At 45.8% G+C, this 20,708-nt stretch carries 20 protein-coding genes; 14 read left to right on the forward strand and 6 right to left on the reverse strand.

Annotated features, from left to right (window positions below; translation table 11 throughout):
- The 6 genes from L5M40_RS12300 (at nt 1) to mutM (ending at nt 5,530) form a co-directional block, all read left to right on the forward strand.
- Nucleotides 1–711 carry an energy-coupling factor ABC transporter ATP-binding protein gene (locus tag L5M40_RS12300; RefSeq protein WP_263176811.1) on the forward strand — a complete coding sequence of 237 codons (711 nt, stop codon included), beginning with the start codon at nt 1–3 and terminating at the stop codon, nt 709–711.
- Nucleotides 695–1,285, forward strand: coding sequence for a molybdenum cofactor guanylyltransferase MobA (gene mobA, locus L5M40_RS12305; protein WP_263176813.1), 591 nt, complete (start codon nt 695–697; stop codon nt 1,283–1,285). The genes L5M40_RS12300 and mobA overlap by 17 nt, the downstream gene beginning before the upstream one ends.
- 36 nt (nt 1,286–1,321) lie before the next feature.
- Complete coding sequence (locus tag L5M40_RS12310) at nt 1,322–3,133, forward strand: bifunctional molybdopterin-guanine dinucleotide biosynthesis adaptor protein MobB/molybdopterin molybdotransferase MoeA (protein ID WP_263176814.1); 1,812 nt, start codon at nt 1,322–1,324, stop codon at nt 3,131–3,133.
- A gap of 16 nt (nt 3,134–3,149) precedes the next feature.
- The gene (gene moaA, locus L5M40_RS12315) at nt 3,150–4,133 is read left to right on the forward strand and encodes a GTP 3',8-cyclase MoaA (RefSeq protein ID WP_131524425.1); all 984 of its coding nucleotides are present in this window, start codon (nt 3,150–3,152) and stop codon (nt 4,131–4,133) included.
- A 90-nt stretch (nt 4,134–4,223) separates the two neighbouring features.
- Nucleotides 4,224–4,679 (forward strand): hypothetical protein, encoded by a 456-nt coding sequence (locus L5M40_RS12320; RefSeq protein WP_263176816.1) that lies wholly within the window; start codon nt 4,224–4,226, stop codon nt 4,677–4,679.
- Nucleotides 4,680–4,714: 35 nt separating this feature from the next.
- The gene (gene mutM / locus L5M40_RS12325) at nt 4,715–5,530 is read left to right on the forward strand and encodes a bifunctional DNA-formamidopyrimidine glycosylase/DNA-(apurinic or apyrimidinic site) lyase (RefSeq protein ID WP_263167915.1); all 816 of its coding nucleotides are present in this window, start codon (nt 4,715–4,717) and stop codon (nt 5,528–5,530) included.
- A 72-nt stretch (nt 5,531–5,602) separates the two neighbouring features.
- Here mutM and L5M40_RS12330 read toward each other — a convergent pair whose 3' ends face one another.
- A complete protein-coding gene (locus tag L5M40_RS12330) occupies nt 5,603–7,078 on the reverse strand; it encodes a capsule assembly Wzi family protein (RefSeq protein WP_131524422.1) in 1,476 nt (491 codons plus the stop codon).
- 90 nt (nt 7,079–7,168) lie between these two features.
- Nucleotides 7,169–7,660: a pantetheine-phosphate adenylyltransferase gene (coaD, locus tag L5M40_RS12335; RefSeq protein ID WP_105250747.1), complete on the reverse strand. Its 492-nt coding sequence runs from the start codon at nt 7,658–7,660 to the stop codon at nt 7,169–7,171.
- Between the two features lie 283 nt (nt 7,661–7,943).
- On the opposite strand from coaD, the gene L5M40_RS12340 reads away from it, so the two are divergent.
- A complete protein-coding gene (locus tag L5M40_RS12340) occupies nt 7,944–9,014 on the forward strand; it encodes a glycosyltransferase (protein ID WP_105250748.1) in 1,071 nt (356 codons plus the stop codon).
- Between the two features lie 356 nt (nt 9,015–9,370).
- Nucleotides 9,371–10,543, forward strand: coding sequence for a glycosyltransferase family 4 protein (locus L5M40_RS12345; protein WP_173497803.1), 1,173 nt, complete (start codon nt 9,371–9,373; stop codon nt 10,541–10,543).
- Between the two features lie 48 nt (nt 10,544–10,591).
- Here the strand turns inward: L5M40_RS12345 and L5M40_RS12350 are convergent, their stop codons facing one another.
- The 3 genes from L5M40_RS12350 to L5M40_RS12360 all read right to left on the reverse strand — a co-directional run bounded on the left by L5M40_RS12350 (nt 10,592) and on the right by L5M40_RS12360 (nt 13,918).
- The gene (locus L5M40_RS12350) at nt 10,592–11,674 is read right to left on the reverse strand and encodes a CDP-glycerol glycerophosphotransferase family protein (protein WP_411569085.1); all 1,083 of its coding nucleotides are present in this window, start codon (nt 11,672–11,674) and stop codon (nt 10,592–10,594) included.
- Nucleotides 11,675–11,698: 24 nt separating this feature from the next.
- Nucleotides 11,699–12,784, reverse strand: coding sequence for a glycosyltransferase (locus tag L5M40_RS12355; RefSeq protein WP_263192724.1), 1,086 nt, complete (start codon nt 12,782–12,784; stop codon nt 11,699–11,701).
- A 90-nt stretch (nt 12,785–12,874) separates the two neighbouring features.
- The gene (locus L5M40_RS12360; protein ID WP_263256702.1) at nt 12,875–13,918 is read right to left on the reverse strand and encodes a glycosyltransferase family 9 protein; all 1,044 of its coding nucleotides are present in this window, start codon (nt 13,916–13,918) and stop codon (nt 12,875–12,877) included.
- 98 nt (nt 13,919–14,016) lie between these two features.
- Between L5M40_RS12360 and L5M40_RS12365 the strand changes: the two genes are divergently transcribed.
- Nucleotides 14,017–14,772, forward strand: coding sequence for a 3-deoxy-D-manno-octulosonic acid kinase (locus tag L5M40_RS12365; RefSeq protein WP_263173935.1), 756 nt, complete (start codon nt 14,017–14,019; stop codon nt 14,770–14,772).
- Nucleotides 14,773–14,798: 26 nt separating this feature from the next.
- On the opposite strand, the gene waaA is transcribed toward L5M40_RS12365, so the two are convergent.
- Nucleotides 14,799–16,064 carry a lipid IV(A) 3-deoxy-D-manno-octulosonic acid transferase gene (gene waaA / locus L5M40_RS12370; RefSeq protein WP_263256703.1) on the reverse strand — a complete coding sequence of 422 codons (1,266 nt, stop codon included), beginning with the start codon at nt 16,062–16,064 and terminating at the stop codon, nt 14,799–14,801.
- A gap of 142 nt (nt 16,065–16,206) precedes the next feature.
- Here waaA and L5M40_RS12375 point away from each other — a divergent pair, with 142 nt between their 5' ends.
- The 5 genes from L5M40_RS12375 (at nt 16,207) to glpG (ending at nt 20,620) form a co-directional block, all read left to right on the forward strand.
- Entirely contained in the window at nt 16,207–16,854 is a 648-nt protein-coding gene (locus L5M40_RS12375) for a TetR/AcrR family transcriptional regulator (protein WP_113940155.1), read from the forward strand.
- A gap of 286 nt (nt 16,855–17,140) precedes the next feature.
- Nucleotides 17,141–18,334, forward strand: a complete 1,194-nt coding sequence (locus L5M40_RS12380; RefSeq protein ID WP_105250756.1) for a glycine C-acetyltransferase — start codon at nt 17,141–17,143, stop codon at nt 18,332–18,334.
- An 11-nt stretch (nt 18,335–18,345) separates the two neighbouring features.
- Nucleotides 18,346–19,371, forward strand: a complete 1,026-nt coding sequence (gene tdh, locus L5M40_RS12385; protein WP_012090660.1) for an L-threonine 3-dehydrogenase — start codon at nt 18,346–18,348, stop codon at nt 19,369–19,371.
- 101 nt (nt 19,372–19,472) lie between these two features.
- Entirely contained in the window at nt 19,473–19,778 is a 306-nt protein-coding gene (gene glpE / locus L5M40_RS12390) for a thiosulfate sulfurtransferase GlpE (protein WP_006084745.1), read from the forward strand.
- On the forward strand, nt 19,775–20,620 hold the full coding sequence (gene glpG / locus L5M40_RS12395) for a rhomboid family intramembrane serine protease GlpG (RefSeq protein WP_105250758.1): 846 nt from the start codon (nt 19,775–19,777) through the stop codon (nt 20,618–20,620). The genes glpE and glpG overlap by 4 nt, the downstream gene beginning before the upstream one ends.
- The last annotated feature ends 88 nt before the right edge of the window (nt 20,621–20,708 follow it).

A 20,708-nucleotide genomic window follows, 5' to 3' on the forward strand; every position in this document is an offset into this window, starting at 1 on the left:
ATGACTAAGGTCAAACTGATCGCCCGTGACGTAGAAATGTCCTTTGGCGCGCGCCTGTTATTCAAAGCCGACGTATTATCGCTCTGCCAAGGAGATGTGATTTATCTGCAAGGCGACAATGGCACAGGCAAATCAACCTTGATGAAAATTCTGGCGGGCTTAATGCCACCAACCAAAGGCCATATTGAGGCTGTCGGTTTTGCCAAAAATGCTTGGTGGCGACGCAATCCATTGTTAGGTAAGGCCGTTTATCTGCACCAACATCCTTATTTGTTCGACGGCACAGTGGAATATAATCTCACCTATGGGCTGAATTTCAGCTCAGAAACAAAAGCCAAAGCGAAACAGCGGATTACTCAAGCGATTGAGATGGCGCAGCTAGGGTCGCTGCTGCACGCAAGGGCCAGTAATCTCTCTGGCGGCGAAAGACAGCGCCTCGCGATTGCGCGCGCTTGGATCCTACAACCTAAACTGTTAATGCTCGATGAACCCACCTCCAATATGGACAAGGATTCCCAAGAGCTAGTATTAAAAATGATCCAACAACTCAAACACGAAGGCACAGGAATGTTACTGAGTAGCCATCAGAATTGCGCGCTAACCGCCATCTGCGAACAACAGTGGCACATAGAAGGTGAGCGCGTGATGACCTCTTATCAACAGCCTGAATCTTTGCCAGCACAGGAGCCTTTGTATGTCATCGCAAATTGATGCCGTTATTCTCGCCGGTGGCATGGCCCGTCGCATGGGTGGCGACGATAAAGGTCTCGTCGAATTAAACGGCGAAGCCATGATTAAGCACACAATAGATAGAATAAAACCTCAGGTTAAGGAGATCCTGATCAACGCAAATCGTAACCAAACACGTTATGCTGAGTTCGGTTTTAAGGTGATAAGTGATGAGCATAGTGGTTTCCTCGGACCTTTAGCGGGTATGATCACCGCTATGGGCCAAACAGATGCAGACTACTTATTGGTAGTACCCTGCGACTGTCCACTCCTGCCTCTTGATCTTGTTCCGCGTATGTTGGCAGCGATTGAAGCAGAAAAAGCCGAGATTGCTGTCGCCAGTGACGGTGAGTATGAACAACCCGTTGTTTTACTCTTAAAACCTAGCTTACGTGACTCAATGAGAGCGTTTCTTGAGGCGGGAGAGCGTAAAGTGGACTTTTGGTATATCAAACATCACTTCGTCGTAGCGACATTCGCCGACCAGCCCAATGCTTTTGTGAATGTGAATACGCCAGAACAAAAACAACGACTAGCGATAGAAATCACCCAATAGCTAAAAAGGCTCCAATAACCCAAATTAGAGGTGCAAATGAGTAACCCCTTCGTCAATCCGCTCGCTATTCCCGTTCTCGGATTTTGTGCCTACAGTGGCACGGGGAAAACCACCTTACTCAAGCAATTGATCCCCGAATTAAATCAACGTGGCCTGCGCTTAGCCGTAATCAAGCATGCCCACCATAATTTCGACGTAGATATTCCCGGCAAAGACAGTTACGAAATGCGTAAAGCGGGCGCACGACAAATGCTGGTCGCCTCCCATGTACGCTGGGCGCTGATGACAGAAGATGCGCGCGATGGCGATCCTGAGTTAGTCCATTTACTCAAGCAAATCGAAGCCGACAAAGTCGATATCGTCCTCGTCGAAGGCTTTAAAAAACTTGCCTTACCTAAGATTGAATTGCACCGCGCCGCCCACGGCAAACCTTTTATCTACACCCAAGATGAGAATATCCTCGCCATCGCCTGTTGCGACGATACTCAATTGCCCAGCGACGCACTTCCTAGTGAGCTGCGCCGACTCGATCTCAACAATGTCTGCCAGATTGCCGATTTTGTGATGGAGTACACCCAAAACTGGGAAGCGCCACTCCAATACCCCATTTCGGCCGTGGATACCTGCGCCATAGGCGACAATAAAAACCTCAGCGTCAGCCAAGGTTTAGCGCAAATTTTGTCCCATGTTTCACCCGTGGCAGAGATTGAAGACATTGAGTTAGACGCCTTAGATAACCGCGTACTGGCCAGCGACAGCATTTCTCCCGTCGACGTGCCACAACAAACCAATTCGGCGATGGATGGCTACGCCTTTGTCTATCAAGACCCCATGCCTACCACCTTAAAATTGGTGGGAGAGGTTCTTGCCGGTCATCAATATTCGGCCACGCTTAAAGTCGGCGAAACCGTGCGTATCATGACGGGCGCAACAGTGCCAGCAGGTGCTGATACAGTACAGCCCCGGGAGCTTGCCAAGGAAGTCGATGGCATTGTTAGCTTTGAAGGCCGCATTCTTTCTGGCCAACACGTTCGCCTAGCAGGAGAAGATATTGCTCAAGGCCAAGTCGCACTCGCAAAAGCCACTCGCCTAAGCGCCGCCGAACAAGGTTTACTGGCCTCACTTGGACTCAATCACCTGAGTGTATATCGCCGCCCAACTGTTGCAGTATTCTCCACCGGCGATGAAGTGAGCCAGCCTGGCGAAGTACTCAAAGCTAACTGCATCTATGACTCAAACCGCTTTACCATCAAAGCGATGGCAAAACGTCTCGGTTGTGACGTTATTGATTTAGGCATTATCGAAGATTCTGAAGCCGCCCTTGAAGCAACTCTCGCTAAAGCCGCCAACCTTGCCGATGTCGTCATTAGCTCTGGTGGTGTGTCTGTCGGCGATGCGGACTACATCAAAACCGTGCTTACACGCCTCGGAAAAATTGATTTCTGGCGCATTAGCATGCGTCCGGGTCGGCCACTCGCCTTTGGTAAAGTGAATGACAGCTTATTCTTCGGACTGCCGGGCAACCCTGTGGCAGTCATGGTGTCTTTCCTGCAATTTGTGCAGCCCGCTTTACGAAAATTAGCAGGTGAAGTGAACTGGCAAGCGCAGCTATTCCCTGCAATAAGTGATGAAACACTAAGAAGCCGTCAAGGCCGCACCGAATATATTCGCGGGATTTATCAGCTTGGTAAAGATGGACGTCTGCACGTGAGTAGCACGGGCAACCAAGGTTCTGGGATGTTAAGTTCAATGGTTAAAGGGAATTGCCTCATCATCATAGGGGATGATGCAGAAGCCGTGAATGCAGGTGAAACTGTATTTATTCAACCCTTTGCGGATCTGCTTTAGGATCCAGTGAGTTTTTATGAGTCTAATTGTGGATTCCTTTGGCCGTAAGGTCGAATATTTACGGCTCTCGGTCACCGACCGCTGCGACTTTCGCTGTGTTTATTGCATGACGGAAGATCCCTGTTTTCTGCCAAAGGACCACGTACTCCACCTCGAAGAATTAGCTTGGATTGCCCAAGCCTTTACCGAGCTTGGTGTGACTAAAATTCGCCTGACCGGCGGTGAGCCCTTAGTTCGCACCGATTGCGACCAGCTAGTGGGTCTGCTTGGCAAACTGCCTGGGCTGACGGATTTATCCATGACCACTAATGGTTCAAGGCTGACAAAATTCGCTAAACCCATGTTTGATGCAGGATTAAAGCGCCTCAATATCAGCCTAGATACCTTAAACCCCACACTGTTTACTCAGCTAACGCGTAACGGCAAATTAGACAGAGTCATCGACGGTATCGATGCGGCTATTGCGGCGGGATTTGAACGTATCAAGATTAATGCGGTGATTTTAAAACAGCAGAATGATAATGAAGTTATTGATTTAGTTGATTTCTGCCGTGGCCGTAACTTAGACATCGCCTTTATCGAAGAAATGCCACTTGGCGAAATGGATGAGCGGAAACGCGCCCGTCATTGCAGCAGCGATGAAGTAAAAGCCATCATCAATAGTCACTATCCGCTACAGCTTTCCAACAAACGTACCGGCGGCCCAGCACGTTATTACACTATGGCCGACAGCCCAATCCATATCGGCTTTATCTCGCCCCACAGTCACAACTTCTGCCACGAATGTAATCGAGTGCGCGTCACAGTCGAAGGCCAATTACTGCTGTGTTTAGGCAATGAACATGCCGTTGATCTCAAAAGCATAGTTCGGGAATTTCCGGCTGATATTGAAAGATTAAAAGTCGCTATTCTCGCGGGAATTAATCTCAAGCCTAAGCAGCACGACTTTGGCAATAATCAGGTACAAATCCTACGCTTTATGAATGCCACAGGCGGTTAAGCATCACCACTCCATCGCTTAAGGGCTAGCATCTCAATTTGGCCGTGATAAACTCGAAGCATCACCCCATACTTAGCGTCACACATTTCTATGGCATTAACTCGTAAGCAATGGAATAACGTCATCATAGTCGCCTGCGCCTTTATGGTCGCCGTGCTGACGTTTATGGATAACAAAACCAATAATGTTCCGAGTGATGCTCAGCTGCTATTTGACGATAATGCGCCGCTTTCACAGCTGCAACTCGATGGGTTATGGCTGCACAAGCAAGCATCACAATGGGAGTGCGACACTACAGTTCTCAACTGTGATGAATGGGCAAAGGCGTGGCAAACCATACGGGTGTCTCCCTTAACGGCTGCACCAGAAACCACAGATAATCCGCAAGAATTAGTTATACAGATTGCAGATATCCGCGATGCTCAGCTGTGGATCTATTTTCCCAATGAAGGCGCCTTAAAGTCTCCCGCAGGTAATTGGTATTTAGTACCACCGAGTTTACGAGCTAAACTGCAACCGATCCTCGATGCGAAACCCGCAGCTTAATACCGCCCCATTTTACTTAAGATAAGAAAAAATCCATGCCGGAATTACCAGAAGTTGAAGTCACCCGTCAGGGTATTGCCCCCTACCTTGTCGAGCAAACCGTAGTTGATCTTGTGATCCGCAATGGCTCGTTGCGCTGGCCTGTGCCTGACATAGCCAAACAGATTATCGGCCAAGTTATACGCCAAGTGCGACGCCGTGCTAAGTATCTATTAATCGACACTGACGCGGGCACCAGCATAGTGCATTTGGGTATGTCGGGGAGTTTACGGATTTTGCCCCACGATACCCCAGTGGAAAAGCATGACCATATCGACTTAGTGCTCGCCAACGGCCGTATTTTACGCTTTAACGATCCGAGACGTTTCGGCGCTTGGCTGTGGTGTGAACTCCCAGAAGAAGCCCATCCATTACTCGCCAAATTAGGGCCTGAGCCACTGACCCATGCCTTTAATGTCGCACAATTAGCGGCAGCTTTAGCCGGCAAGAAAAAAGCGATCAAACTCTGCCTGATGGATAATCATATCGTAGTGGGTGTAGGCAATATTTACGCCAATGAAGCCTTGTTTGCGGCGGGCATTCATCCAGAGGCCGAAGCAGGTAAAATCGATATCGAGCGTTTGACCGTTTTAGTTGCAGAAGTGAAGCAAATCTTAGCCCACGCCATTAAACAGGGTGGCACTACGCTGAAAGACTTCACCAATGCCGATGGCAAGCCGGGCTACTTCGCCCAAAAACTGCATGTCTATGGTCGCGGCGGTGAAACCTGCACAAGCTGCGGTAACTTACTAAGTGAAATCCGTTTAGGCCAACGCACCACAGTATTTTGTGGCATTTGCCAAACACGCTAATATTGCGTTATTTATAAGCCCAAATGCCAAGCAAGTGCTTGGCATTTTTCGTTATTTAATCAATTACAGCTGTCAAAAACGATACTCAAAACTGCTAAATAGCGTGGCATTGGTATCATTTTCTTGAACTTCAAATTCCGATCTCGATACTGTTCCACCTAAGCTCCACATGCCTTTCCACACAGGCATACGGTAAGAAAGCTCCAGCATCAATAAATCTTCTTTTGGCGGTTGTGGTGCCCAAGTGTTCGCCACATTGGAGCCATCTTTATTCAGCTTCGCATAACGCAGCAACGAGGTAAAACCACGGCTGTTATTAAACTGGCCAACTAATCCAACCACAAACACTTGTGCATCACTATCATAGGTAGAACCCAAAGCACGACCATAGTAGCGAGCACCACTCAGATAGACAGGATCCTCATAGAAACAATTGGCACTATCACCATCGCATTTTACATAGGTGTCCGAATATTCCATGAACAACTTAAACTGCTTACCCGATGTGCCAAAATGGGTATCAATACCCCAAAGTGAGCCGCAGTCACTACCATTTTCACAACTATGTTCGAGATATAATCCAACGGGGATATCCTGCAAAGTATCGGCATAACGCATATCAATACTTTGAGTTCTATGACCTGCATCGCGGCGCTCATTGGGCGCACAATCATTTGTACCATCGATACAAACAGTATTACTCGCAACCGAATCCCACCAAGAGTCAAAGTTACAATCTTGGCCCTCACCACAAAATAAGGTCGACCAAGACAATCCCACTTCTAACTGTTTAATCGGTCTTGCACTTAAGCGCATATCCCACTCAGCCGTCTTAGGCACAGCACGATCCACTTCAGTTAAGCTAAATCCGGTTTTAAAGGTCCAAGGGCCAATCCAAGATAACCAAGGTGTTTCAAAAGCCGCGGCATTGTTACGGCTCAAGGTTAACGATGACATAGGGCGGGCATTATTAGAACGATGTAGAGCCGAGTCAAACCCCGGTCCCCACCACTGCTCAACCGCGCCTAAGGTTGCGATCCAATTGCCAAAAATGATGGCAAAATAAGACTCATCAAGGCGGAAGTTTTTATTATCTTGCGGATCATAGGTTTCTGCCACAGTCGCCTTATAAGCAACACGCGATCCTAAATACTCGTAGGAGCCCAGCACTTCACCTTTCTCGCGATAGTCAGAACCATAATGTTGAAAGCGAGCAGGATCAGATGCTGCCGATACTTTTATCCGTGCATTACCACGATTATCGACAGCATTTTGATAATAAAAATTAACCCGTGCAAAGGCTTGTACTAAAGAGGGAGAAAGCAGCTCAGGCTCAATTTTCGCTAAATCACCACCAATACCTGACCACATCAATGGATAAGTATTCACTGGCACAGTGATCACACCCGCATCAGCAAGTGCTTGAATGTCAGCTCTAAGATAAATATCAGAGGCATCGACCCAAGGTGCAGCAGCAAGCATTGAAGAAAAAAACAGGCCAGAGGCAATGCTAGTAGCAAGGATCGTGGGGGAAAAAAAAGCCTTCATAACATCCTTTTAAGTATCATCACAAGGCAACAATGCCTCAAAGTTAACACAAAACTCCTACGTAAAAACTATCTAGTTCGCAGGTAAAATCTAGGGTTTAACCAACTTAAGCTTTGCCGCCAATGCAGCCGTTACTTCAGGGTGAACAAACTGGCTCACATCGCCACCATGCAAAGCGACTTCCTTTACTAAGGTTGAAGAGATAAATGAGTTCTCCTCAGCAGGCGTTAAAAATACGCTTTCCAGATCAGGGCTCAATCTGCGATTCATATTTGCTAATTGGAATTCATATTCAAAGTCGGATACCGCGCGTAACCCACGCACAAGTACACTGGCCTTTTGCTCCTTGGCAAAATCCACTAGCAACCCCGAAAACCCCACCACCTCGACATTATCCAAATGAGCAGTCACCCGATTGACCAATTCAACTCGCTCTTCAAGGGTGAATCTAGGCTGCTTGGAAGGATTAGCCGCAATGCCAATCACCACATGTTTAAACAGTTTAGCCGCACGCTCAATCAAGTCGGCATGACCATTGGTGATAGGATCAAATGTCCCAGGGTAAATTGCTCTTGTGTGCACTTTGCTGACTCAACTCACATGGATGCCAAAAATCATTGCTCGCCAGTCTACTCGTTTTAGCCAAGCGAGTGAATAATCGCAGCAAAAACGGCTTTAAATACCGATAAAAAACTTAAAAATAAGCAAGAACGCTATTGATTAAGCCCATGTAAAGGCACGAACAGGTATAATGTTGCACGAAATTAAAACCGACCACATACAATGTTGCTCCCCTGTTTAACGATATACACTGAGCAGTGTTAGGTTTAAAAAACGACGTTTGAAGACACGCAGAAGAGCATATATGAAGAAAATCGCGATTTTTTGCCATAACTTTTTCTCCAACGGCACAGTGAAAGTCGCCTTGTCGCAGGCAGAAGTGTTACAGGAAGCAGGACAAGATGTGCATTTGTTTGTGTTTCACAAGGAAGGCGATTTTATACCTCCGCAAAATGTGACCATTCATTATCTGTTTGAAGCGGGTCAAAAACCTTCGCTACAGGAGCAGATACAACAACTCAAAGCTAAAGTGAGCGCCGCCGAAAAAACGGGCAAGTTTTCACTCTTTCTAAGTAATTCAACTGACTGCGATGTTGTTGTTTCCGGCTGTCATTTCGATCCTTGCTACTACTTCTGTCATTGTGCGTTAAAACAAGAGTTATTGATGGAGTTAAAACGCGGTCCAGTACACTTCTGGCGCAGATGGAAAAAAGCCAAGGCTCTGATCGGCAAAAAAATCATCACAGTCTCAAATGGTATTGCCGACGAACTCAGAGCCACTTCTTGGTTAAAACCCCAGAGCGTGCAAACCATCTACAACCCTTTTCGCTTAGAAGAAATAAAAATTAAGACTCAAGAAGTTATCGCCGAAATTCCCAATGAGCCTTATATGATCCATGTGGGTAGAGTCACTCGTCAAAAGCGCCATGACATTCTCTTCAAAGCATTGAGGGATATGCCGACAGCACCTAAACTCGTGCTTCTCTGTAATCGACCAAATAAAGCGCGTAAATTAGCCAAAAAATACGGTGTTGAGCACCGAATTATCACACCCGGTTTTCAACATAATCCCTATGCTTGGATTGCCAACGCAGAATTAATGCTACTGAGCTCAGATTTTGAAGGCTTGCCAACGGTAGTCATTGAGTCATTGGCCTGTGGCACCCCCGTCGTAAGCACTGACTGCCCTCACGGCCCGAATGAAATCCTTACCGGACATTTAGCTAAATATTTGGTTCCCGTTCGCCAACCTGCATTGTTGGCACAAAAGGCTCTGGAATGTCTGGCATCGCCTCCATCGCTTGAAGACCTTGCTATTCTTAAAGCCGTAGATAGTCAAAATATTGCAAAGCAATATTTGAACTTAGCCGAATAAATATCTTTATACGGTAAAAAGTAGAAACTCTATTGAATATAAGTAGAGTTTCTACTTAACCTCCAACACCCGTTACACTCTGATACAGTATGAAAGCTCGTTTGAATTGGATTAAAAAAACACAAGACGTTAACAAATGCATCAAACAAAGAGTGATAACACACAGAAATACAATACATTTAGCCTGTATAATTACTATTATTGAACATCGATAAAACAGTTTATTATAAGGTTAACCATTCTGTATTTATGAATAAATAAATTCATTGATAGTCTATTTGAAAAATATCAAAATACTTCCCATCAAATAATTCTGCCTAAGTAGAATTAGCAATAAATGATTTTTTGGGGTAGTAATGAGTAAGCTTAAAGTGGCTTTATTAGTTGATGAGTACTTTGGTGGTACAGGCACAGTGTATGGTGGATACGGTTTTCTAGCACGCCACTTAATCGCCAAACACTTACCCAACGAAAATATTGAAGTAGAAGTGCTCATTAAGAAAGACTGCAGCAAACAAAGATTAATACCTCGTCGTTATATGATCGATGGTATTAAAGTTTATCGCTTAGCTGCTAAGTTTATGGATTTCCTTAATATTAGGTTTCTGAAAAAGAAGAATTACGATATATTTCTGTCAATAGAAATGACAACCCACTCATATCGCATTCTAAAAACCATCCCCAATATTGATAAAAAACTCCTATTTTGGGTTCAAGATCCAAGACCTGATTATGAATGGGATGAAATTAATACCGTAAAACTTTTCCCTGAGAAAAGTTATTGGGACAGTAATATTTATCAGTTTGTTCATGACCTTTGGGCGGCAGGGAAAGTCTCATTTATTTCTCAGGCACGCTTTTTAGATCGTAAAGCCAGAGATCTCTACAATCTCGATGATAAAACAGAAATCAAATATTTACCCAATCCTATCGAGATCGATCATAATTTCGATGTAGAAGCACACCCGAAGAAAAATCACATTATCTTTCTGGGACGAATTGAGTCAGTCAAACGTGGTTGGTTATTTTGCGAGATAGCTAAACTGATGCCTGAATATGAATTTTTCATGCTAGGTCAGTCATTTAGGCAGTCAAAGAAAAATCAGTCCATCATGAATGACTACCTAAATATTCCCAACCTACATTTTGTAGGGCATGTAGAAGGCGATCGAAAAAACCAGCTAATCAAAGATGCTAAAATTTTAGTCAACACTTCAATTCACGAAGCTCTACCAATTTCTTTCTTAGAAGCGTTATCTTATGGCACCCTTCTCGTCAGTTGCCGTGACCCCGACGAGCTGACGAGTCAATTTGGCGTATTTACAGGTACAGTGCTCGGAGATGGTTTTGATAAAGTCGATTTATTTGTCGATGGTATACGCCATCTGATGGAAAACGAACAACTAAGACAAGAACTCGCGGTTAAGGCAGTTGACTACATCAAAGCAAACCACAGTATTGAAGATTTCCAGAAAAATATGCAAGAAATCATCTTTAAACTGGTTGAAGAAACGAAACTGCAAGGCTAACAAAATGGGCCGATATTTCAATATCGGCCCATAAGTAACGACAACTAGCTAAAACAACTTCCAATAACCTAGCTTGCGCCGCATCTTAAAATGGCGCAACAAGTTCAATGGTTTAGGTTTTAGCCAGTCTGTGCCTTTATCAATCAAAGCATCTGTTGCGGCTAAAACTCGCTGGCTAGATTGACCATCGCCCGTAGGGTGAATTTGATTGCAATAATCATGGATGTGCGCCATCAAATCATCAGGACGACTCAGTGCTCGCGTTAATGCAGATTCAATATCCTCAACCCGACTGATATCGATTAAATGATCTTTCGGTGACTGATTTTTAAAGGTCACCACTGGTTTTCGCTGCATTAAAAACATCAACAGAATCGATGAAGTGTCACACAACATCACATCCCCCGCCTGCAGCAAAGGGATCACATTATCAGTTTCAACAAACTGTAAATTCTCGTTTTCTAAAGCCTTGTACTGCTCAACAATTTTAGGGTTCATCTTTGGATGAAATTGCACGAGCCAGCGCCATTGGCTCTTTTGCGACAGGGCTTTAATCTGCTCAAATACCACTGGTGCGCAGGTCAAACTTGGGGAAAATGTTGAGCAAAAGAGTACTACTGGCCTTGGGTCATCAGCTTTGATATAGGGATTATCTTTATTCTCAAGAAATAGGGGGTCGAGCGCAGGCCATCCCGTTTCAACGACAGTAAAAGTACCAAACTTTTTCTCTAGTTTCAGAAAGGGCAGAGTCGTCGCAGGGCCTTGGGTACAATACAAATCAAAACAATCTCTGATTTCGAAGTGATCTTCTCGGCCCTTATGATTCATTTTACCCGCATTAAATCCATGGAATACGCCCACTTTAACCCCAGGAATAAAATGAGGGACAACGTTCCCAGGGACGAATACCGCATCTGGTTTCCACGCTTTCACAGCATCAATGCTCTGCAAGCGCAGTTCATCGGTTTTTAAAAACTTAGGATTGACCTCATTTCCCTCTAAGAACCAGCTAACCTCATCACCTCTTTCCAAAATGACTTGTTGAAGTGGCCTTAACATCGCATAGGAATAGTTTTGCGCTATGTAAAATAAATAACGTCTTTTGGCTTGTTTGGCTTCTTCCACAAGCATGCTCCTAAAACACAAACGGATAAATTATTTTGCCAACGCTAAATATTGTTCGGCAATTAAGGTCGCATCGACTTTGGCCAAAATCTCAACCTGCTCGAGGGATGGCGGCAAGCTAACAACCTCGTCTATAATTTTAGCTAACGCTTTGGGATCACGACGCGGCACGAGATAAGGCACTAAATTACCCGTTAAAATCTCACTGGGTCCATGTGGGCAATCAGTGCTCACAACAGGAGTCCCACAAGCTAAAGATTCAATCAAGACTGTCGGTAAACCTTCAAAATCAGAGCTGAGCACTAATGCCTTAGCCTGCTTAATCCATGGAAAAGGATTACTTTGAAAACCGGGAATAATTAATCGCTTTTCAATACCAAACTTTTTCGCTGCTTTTATCGCTTTTTTGTGGTTATGGCACAAGAGCACGACAGGAAGTTGATTTTGCGTGAGCTTGAGGGCTTCAAACAACACATCATGGCGCTTTTGCTTAGCAAAACGACCGACATGAATAAGATAATCTCCCTGAGGGATTTGCGGATTATCTTGCTGTGATTGAGATGTGATTTCGTTAAATTCAAATGGATTATAGATAGTTTGCATAGATGCTGGATGCAAACGACCTTTATCTTTAATCTCCTTTGCTATGCCATTTGAGACAGTAATCAAATGCTGGCCATTGAGCGCTTTTTTGGATTTTAGCTTCTTGAAATAAGCAAACGGTCCCAGTTTAAATTGGCGGCTCAACTCTTCTTCTACAGAAGAATGGACTATGACATAAAGCGGTGAAACACCAGTTTTGGTCATCATTAAATTGGTTTTATCTAAATTTGATAAAAACAAATCAAACTTGCCCACTTGAGATTCAATTTCCGCGATTTTTGCGCTGAGTTTGTTAACCGAAGCATTCAATCGCCCAAAATGGTCGAAATCTTTATCCTTAGGGGCAAAACATTGATGAATGGGTAAGTCATCTGGGATTTCATAATAGCGATTATCTTCCATAACTAAAAAATGCGGCTCATGCCCTAAGCGAATAAATTGCTTGGCTAAGGTAATCATGACCTTTTCGGCTCCGCCACCCGCTAAACTGTCAATGGCAATGGCTATCCGCATGATTTATCTCCTAAACGATATTCTAAATACAAACCGCTAACGCAGCGATACATCAAGAGTGCTGAACAAGAATGCTGATACTAACAAGCCTTAACTGAGTGTCTGCTGAACCACCAGATCAAACTTCTCAATCACAGCTTCAACACTGATCAAAGCCATCAAATGCTCGCCTTTGGCTCGAGTGCCCCACTTAACTTCGCCACTATGTTGGGATGCTATTGCCTCATCATAGGCGCTCGCCACATATTGCTGCGATAAATACGGACCTGTGCGCCCAGGATTGGAATGGGCATATAAACCAATGACAGGCGTGCCTTGGGTCACCGCCATATGCGCAGGGCCCGTATCCGGAGCTAACACTACACTGGCGCGTTTTAGCAGCGCCAATAATTGCGTCAGACTGGTTTTGCCCACTAAATTATCGATTTTAGAGGGACAAGCCTGCAAAATTTGCTCTGCTAAATCCTTCTCAAGTTGAGTTGGGCCACCGCAAAGCATGACTCTAAATCCTTTCGCAATCGCATGGCTCGCAACGGTGGCATAACGCTCTGGTAACCAGTTACGTTCTGCCTTACTGGCTGCAGCGCAAATGATAAAGACTTTTTCATTGTCTTTAATCTGCGTCTGGGCAAATTCAGTATCCGCAATTGGCACAGGAATATGCCATTGAGGAGTGAGATCGTTAACGCCAATCACCTTAGCGAATCCCATAAATCCTTCGAGCACATGGGGATTTGCCAAGGGCTCCACCCTGTGATTTGTCACTAGCCACTGACCTTCTTTAGCGCGGGCACGATCAAAGCCTATGCGCACCTTTGCCGAAATGGCTAATGAAGCCAAGGTTGCACGTAGCGCAACCTGCATATGCAGCAGCACGTCAAAACGTCGGCCTTTTAAGGCCTTACGCAAATTAAAATAACTGCGCCACCCTTGAGATTTATCGAAAATAACAAACTCAATGCCGGGTAAATGCTTCAACAATTGATATTCGAGTTTACCGATCACCCATGTGATTTTGAGCTCGGGGTATTGCCGCTGAATCGCCTGCACCATAGCCACGGCATGACAGACGTCACCGATAGCGGATAAGCGAAGCAAACAAAGAGAATTCATGGTATTGGGATTTAAACTCATTGGGATTGAAGCTAAAAGCTCTTAAGGTTATTTGGCGCAAGCTAAGGATCTTAATGTAGAATGGCCCTAGGTGCCACGCTTAAGTCAACAAATCTCCGATGAATGCTCAGATACAGCTCATAAAAACCGCCCAAGGTCACATTGCAGTTTGCCAAGATACGCCAACAGATATCGATCCCGCGTGGTTCTCGGTGGATTTTTGGCGGGCTAAAAATGCTGTCGTCGGTTCATCCAAAGGCCGCTACACCACTTGGTTTGTGGCATTTGAGCACAGTCATTGGGTATTGCGTCATTATTGGCGTGGCGGCTTAATGGAGAAATTCAGCAAAGATGCTTACGTTTATACTGGCCTCGAAAATACCCGCGCCATGGGTGAGTTACGCTTATTAGACGTTTTGTATCGCGAAGATTTTGCTGTACCTAAACCGATTGCCGCCAACATAGTGCGCGATGGATTATTTTACCGCGCCGATATTATTATCGAACGGGTCGAAGGCGCCGAAGATTTAGTCGCTAAACTCGGCAAAGGGGTCATGAGCACTGAGCAATGGCAAGCATTAGGGGCTTGCATCGCCCATTTCCACCAGCGTGGTGTGTACCACGCCGATCTCAATGCCAAGAATATTCTGTTCCAGCCCGCGCAAACAGAACCCTTAACGCCAGAGCGGTTTTATCTTATCGATTTCGACCGCGGCGAGTTAAAAACACCTAGCCCACAATGGCAGCAATCGAATCTAGACAGACTGTTACGTTCCTTTAATAAAGAACAAGCCAAGCTACCAAACCTTGCCTTCACCGCTGATAACTGGTCATCACTAATGCAAGGCTATCAAGCGGCGATGCAAAGCGCCTGATCCACTAAACGAATTATCCAGTTGAATTAAGCGGTTATTAAAGATTGCGCGAGAAGATATTGTTGTTGCAAGGCACCGCGATTTGCCTCAACCACAGCCAATCCCGCGTTCACCGCCTGCTGGCGTAACTCAGGTTTAGCAAAATACTCAATCAAGTTAGCGGCAAGTTCATCCGCCGAAGCGACAACCCTTAACCCACCAGCATCCGCCAACATCTGCGTAATCTGGGCAAAGTCCCAATGGTTCGGCCCCACCATAACAGGTACGCCCATAGCAACAGGCTCCAAGGGATTATGGCCACCATTATTGATCAGCGTGCCACCGACAAAAGCTTGATCAGCGGCGCCATAAAAGGTCAGAAGTTCACCCATGGTATCGCCCACTAGCACTTGAGTCGTGGCCGCCACAGGAAAATTACCGCTGCGGCGAACAGATTCAAAACCTTGGCTGGCAACAAACTCAGCAACAGCAGAAAACTGCTCAGGATGACGCGGTGCAATAATCAGCAAGGCATCGGGCCACTGAGCCAATAATTGCCTATGGGCGGTGAGCATGGCGTCAAATTCTCCAGGATGCACACTGCCTGCGACCCAAATCGGCGAGGTTTCACGCCCCCAAGTCTGACGCAACAGCTTGGCATTGGCTAAACGCTCAGGCGTAATACTGAGATCAAACTTCAAGCTACCGCATACTGTCACTCTATCTGGCGATACACCTAACTCGATAAAACGCTGCGCTTCTACTCGAGTCTGCACCGCAATAACATCGAGTCGTTGCAACATGGGTCGACTGAGTTTAGGACGCTTAGCATATTGCGCCGCCGACTTGGCCGACAGACGTGCATTGGCCAACATCAAGCGCACACCTCGCTTAGCCGCTATGGCAACCAAGTTAGGCCACAGTTCAGTTTCCATAATGATGCAAGATTTAGGTGAGACTTGGCGCAAGAAACGCCCCACACACCAAGGTAAGTCAAAGGGTAAATAACAATGTTGCACTGAGTCACCAAAGGCTTTGCGCACTTCGGCAGACCCTGTTGGGCTGGTTGTTGTAACCGTAATGCTTAACTCAGGGTGTGATTGCATAATCAAACGGATCAATGGGATTGCCGCGAGCGTTTCACCCATAGACACAGAATGGACCAGTAAATCCGTCGATTTAAGTCGAGTTAATCCAAAACGCTCCCCCCAACGACCGCGGTAATCAGGGCTTTTAATAGCACGAAATGCTAAATAGACGACTAGCAAAGGGGATAATAAATATAAGATCGTGGAATAGAGAAAACGATTCATTAAAAACGTGCTTATGAGTTTTGCCTGATGAATAGTGGCAATGTTAGCATATGCACCAAATTAGGGATAATTTACCAGCAGTATGGCGGTCGTTGGTTAACTCTATCTATGATGTGGCGTTCACTAGCAATTTGGATAACTTATGAAAACCCGCGACAAAATAATCTATGCCAGTCTTGAACTGTTCAACGAGCATGGCGAAAGAAACATCACCACCAATCACATTGCCGCTCACTTAAATATGAGTCCCGGGAATCTTTATTACCATTTTCGCAATAAAGAAGACATTATCCGCTGTATTTTCAGTCTATATGAGAATCATCTCGAATCGGGTTTCCAACCCTATGAAGATAAGCAAGTGGATGTAGAACTGTTAATCGGCTACTTCGATGCTATGTTCTATACCCTGTGGCAATTCCGCTTTATGTACGCCAATCTTGCAGATATTCTCGCCCGCGATGAAGAACTAAAAAAACGCTATTTACACGCACAGCAGCAAGTCTTAACGCGTTCAAGCCATGTGCTGCATAAACTCACACAAGATGGATTTCTGTGTGTCGATGCTGACAAAATCACGCCACTGGCGGATACCATTAAGATGATCGTCAGCTTTTGGATTGGTTATCAACTCACACAATCCAGCACGTCAACCATTACTAAAGCGACACTTTATGAAGGCGTTTTAAGGGTGCTGATGATTTTCAAAGCCTATGCAACCCCGACTTCCGTTGCGACTTTTACTCGCCTAGAGCAACATTACCACGCGCTAGCGAGTCAAGAATCCCTATAACATCATCCCAAACCCCTATGTTGGGAACTCGCATTCGGAACTAAACTCAAAGCAATTATAGTACTGAGTGCGAACCCGTTTTCGCTCTACAACGCTTAAAAGAATACTCAGTCAAACAGTGGCAAACTTATGTTGCACATTAGTTTTTATAATGTAAAAACCACTTTAGCCCTAAACTAGTTTATCTTGCGAACCTGCATGAAAAAAAGGCTGTAGGCCGATTAGGTTTAGAGTTAGAATGCCGCCACTCCCAAAATCAGAATAAAGTTAACTAAGGAGATATCAGGTGGCCTCTACCTCATTCTACGCACAGATTAATCAACAGCTTGCAGACATCAAAGCCGAAGGCTTATATAAAAGCGAGCGTGTTATTGCCTCACCACAACAGACTGCCATTCAAGTTAATCACCAAGAAGTTGTTAACTTTTGCGCGAATAATTACCTAGGCCTAGCGAATCATCCAGAGCTAATCAAAGCCGCGCAACAGGGATTAGACAGCCACGGCTTTGGTATGGCGTCGGTACGCTTTATTTGCGGCACCCAAGATATCCATAAAAAGCTAGAAGCTAGCCTGAGCGAATTCCTCGGCACTGAAGACACCATTCTTTACTCTTCATGTTTTGATGCGAACGCAGGTCTATTCGAAACCTTGTTAGATGCAGAAGATGCCATCATTTCCGATGCGTTAAACCATGCTTCTATCATCGACGGTGTGCGTTTATGTAAAGCGAAGCGTTTCCGCTATGCCAACAACGACATGGCCGATTTAGAAACTCAGTTGATCGCCGCGAAAGAAGCAGGCGCCCGTAACATCTTGATCGCCACCGATGGCGTATTCTCGATGGACGGCGTGATTGCTAACCTGCAAGGCGTATGTGATTTAGCCGATAAATACGGCGCACTGGTGATGGTCGATGACTCTCACGCGGTAGGCTTTATTGGCGCAAACGGCCGTGGCACCCACGAATATTGCAATGTGATGGACAGAGTCGACATCATCACAGGCACCTTAGGCAAAGCGCTAGGCGGCGCATCGGGTGGTTTCACTTCGGGTAAAAAAGAAGTCATCGACTGGTTACGCCAGCGTTCACGTCCTTACCTGTTCTCTAACTCATTAGCGCCGTCAATCGTGACTGCGTCTATCCATGTGTTAGAAATGCTCAAATCAGGCCAAGCCCTGCGCGAAGCCGTATGGGAAAACAGCCGTTATTTCCGTGAGCAAATGTCAGCCGCGGGCTTTACTTTGGGCGGCGCCGACCACGCGATTATCCCTGTGATGATTGGTGATGCGAAACTGGCGGGCGACTTTGCTAACCGCTTATTAGCAGAACATATTTATGTTATTGGCTTCTCGTTCCCAGTCGTTCCTAAGGGACAAGCCCGTATCCGTACGCAAATGTCAGCGGCACATACCCGTGAGCAACTCGACAAAGCGATCACCGCCTTTACCCGTATTGCCAAAGAAATGGGCATTATTTAGGACTTAAGACAATGAAAGCACTAAGCAAGTTAAAAGCCGAAAAAGGTATTTGGTTAGTCGATGCGCCTAAGCCAGTGATGGGCCACAACGATCTGCTGATCAAAATTAAAAAAACTGCGATTTGTGGCACCGACATGCACATCTACAACTGGGACGAATGGTCACAAAAAACCATTCCAGTCCCTATGGTTGTTGGTCATGAATATGTAGGCGAAGTGGTTGATATCGGTCAAGAAGTTCGTGGTTTTAAAATAGGCGACCGCGTGTCTGGCGAAGGCCATATCACCTGCGGCCACTGCCGTAACTGCCGCGCAGGCCGCACCCATTTATGCCGTAACACCTCTGGCGTGGGTGTCAATCGTGAAGGTTCATTTGCGGAATACTTAGTTATCCCCGCCTTTAACGCCTTTAAAATCCCTGATGATATCAGCGATGATTTAGCCTCAATCTTTGACCCCTTTGGTAACGCTGTGCACACAGCATTATCCTTCGATTTAGTCGGTGAAGACGTGTTGATCACAGGCGCAGGTCCCATCGGCATAATGGCGGCTGCAGTATGTCGTCACGTAGGTGCTCGCCATGTGGTGATCACTGACGTCAACGAATACCGCTTAGAGCTGGCCCGTAAAATGGGCGCCACGCGCGCTGTGAACGTGTCAAAAGAAAACCTAAAAGACGTGATGAAAGAACTGGGCATGACCGAAGGTTTCGACGTTGGATTAGAAATGTCTGGCGTCCCCTCAGCCTTCCACGCCATGTTAGATACCATGAACCACGGCGGCAAAGTCGCTATGCTCGGTATTCCAAGTGGTGAAATGGCCATCGACTGGAGCAAAGTGATCTTCAAAGGTTTGGTCATTAAAGGCATCTACGGCCGTGAAATGTTCGAAACTTGGTACAAGATGGCCAGTCTTATCCAATCAGGCTTAGATATTTCACCTATCATCACTCACCACTTCAAGATTGATGATTTCCAACAAGGTTTCGACGCTATGGGCTCGGGCCAATCGGGTAAAGTGATCCTCAGCTGGGATTAATCCTGTAGAGCATTACCTAGATAGGGGCTGTACACTCGCAGCCCCTTGTTGCACACTTATCCCATCTTGATTTCCATTTCTTAGCTTTGTCAGGTTTTATTATGTCTTCCTTTAAACACTTAAGCGTTAATCAATTGCTGCAAATGACCGAAGCACAGCCAGTGCAAATCGTCGATATCCGCGATGGCAATAGCTTCACCAACGGCCATATTGCAGGTGCAACTAACCTGAATAACGAAAACCTAGCGCAATTTATTAGCCAAGCCGATATGGATAGCCCACTCGTGGTGGTTTGTTACCACGGCATGAGCAGCCAAAATGCGGCGCAATATTTATGCGAACAAGGTTTTGATGACGTTTACAGCCTAGACGGCGGCTATAGCGCCTGGCATGAGGCGAATGCATGATAGAAATTGGCAGACTCCCCAACAGCAGAGCCGCGCAGGCATTTGTCGATTACCTCAAAGGGGAAGACATTGACTGCCAAATTGAGCCGCTGGTTCAGGGTGTTGCCATTCTGGTTATCCATGACAAAGATGTGGAGCAAGCACGCAAAGAGTTTGCCCACTTTATTGCTCACCCTTACGACAATAAATATCTGCAAGCCTCATGGGAACACGGCGATACCCAAACCAAACTCGATTATGGTGCCCCTTCGCTGCAGTTGTTCACCCAATTTATTACCGGCGCAGGCCCAGTCACGCTGATCGTATTTGCGGTTTGCGTACTCATTTTTGCGGCGATGAACTTAGGATTCGCCAACCAAACCTACGAAGCACTGTCCTATTTTGGGGCAGTACCTCATTCAGAGTTCAGCCAGTTCTGGCGTGTTTTTACACCGAGCCTGCTGCATTTTTCAGCCATGCACGTCATCTTTAATTTACTCTGGTGGTGGTATTTAGGCGGTAAAATCGAAACCCGTATCGGTACTGCACCATTGCTTATTTTGCTGTTTGTCGCAGGAACTCTGCCAAACGTTATCCAATATTATGTCGGTGGACCTAACTTTGGCGGGCTGTCCGGCGTTGTGTATGCAGTGGTGGGTTACACTTGGATCATGGGTATACGTAAACCCGCAGCAGGAATAGATTTCCCACCATCATATATGGGCTTTATGATGATATGGTTGGCATTGGGATTCACAGATATTCTAGGGGTTTCGGTTGCTAATGGTGCCCACATTGGCGGCTTACTCATAGGTTTAGCCCAAGGTTTATTTGATAGTCGCAAATCCTCGAGCTCAATCTAATAACTCAATCTAATATTGTGAACCAAGATAAATCCTGAAATTTATCTTGGTTCAATGACTCGCTTCACTCCTCTACAAACCGCTCAAA

It is taken from the genome of Shewanella sp. SM68 (assembly GCF_025653925.1).
Classification (GTDB): Bacteria; Pseudomonadota; Gammaproteobacteria; order Enterobacterales; family Shewanellaceae; genus Shewanella; species Shewanella oncorhynchi.

Bases quoted from the DNA above. Each gene is read 5' to 3' on its own strand.
- L5M40_RS12300 (WP_263176811.1), top strand. From the start codon at position 1: ATGACTAAGGTCAAACTGATCGCCCGTGACGTAGAAATGTCCTTTGGC.
- mobA (WP_263176813.1), top strand. From the start codon at position 695: ATGTCATCGCAAATTGATGCCGTTATTCTCGCCGGTGGCATGGCCCGT.
- L5M40_RS12310 (WP_263176814.1), top strand. From the start codon at position 1,322: ATGAGTAACCCCTTCGTCAATCCGCTCGCTATTCCCGTTCTCGGATTT.
- moaA (WP_131524425.1), top strand. From the start codon at position 3,150: ATGAGTCTAATTGTGGATTCCTTTGGCCGTAAGGTCGAATATTTACGG.
- L5M40_RS12320 (WP_263176816.1), top strand. From the start codon at position 4,224: ATGGCATTAACTCGTAAGCAATGGAATAACGTCATCATAGTCGCCTGC.
- mutM (WP_263167915.1), top strand. From the start codon at position 4,715: ATGCCGGAATTACCAGAAGTTGAAGTCACCCGTCAGGGTATTGCCCCC.
- L5M40_RS12330 (WP_131524422.1), bottom strand. From the start codon at position 7,078: ATGAAGGCTTTTTTTTCCCCCACGATCCTTGCTACTAGCATTGCCTCT.
- L5M40_RS12340 (WP_105250748.1), top strand. From the start codon at position 7,944: ATGAAGAAAATCGCGATTTTTTGCCATAACTTTTTCTCCAACGGCACA.
- L5M40_RS12345 (WP_173497803.1), top strand. From the start codon at position 9,371: ATGAGTAAGCTTAAAGTGGCTTTATTAGTTGATGAGTACTTTGGTGGT.
- L5M40_RS12350 (WP_411569085.1), bottom strand. From the start codon at position 11,674: ATGCTTGTGGAAGAAGCCAAACAAGCCAAAAGACGTTATTTATTTTAC.
- L5M40_RS12355 (WP_263192724.1), bottom strand. From the start codon at position 12,784: ATGCGGATAGCCATTGCCATTGACAGTTTAGCGGGTGGCGGAGCCGAA.
- L5M40_RS12360 (WP_263256702.1), bottom strand. From the start codon at position 13,918: ATGAGTTTAAATCCCAATACCATGAATTCTCTTTGTTTGCTTCGCTTA.
- L5M40_RS12365 (WP_263173935.1), top strand. From the start codon at position 14,017: ATGAATGCTCAGATACAGCTCATAAAAACCGCCCAAGGTCACATTGCA.
- waaA (WP_263256703.1), bottom strand. From the start codon at position 16,064: ATGAATCGTTTTCTCTATTCCACGATCTTATATTTATTATCCCCTTTG.
- L5M40_RS12375 (WP_113940155.1), top strand. From the start codon at position 16,207: ATGAAAACCCGCGACAAAATAATCTATGCCAGTCTTGAACTGTTCAAC.
- tdh (WP_012090660.1), top strand. From the start codon at position 18,346: ATGAAAGCACTAAGCAAGTTAAAAGCCGAAAAAGGTATTTGGTTAGTC.
- glpE (WP_006084745.1), top strand. From the start codon at position 19,473: ATGTCTTCCTTTAAACACTTAAGCGTTAATCAATTGCTGCAAATGACC.
- glpG (WP_105250758.1), top strand. From the start codon at position 19,775: ATGATAGAAATTGGCAGACTCCCCAACAGCAGAGCCGCGCAGGCATTT.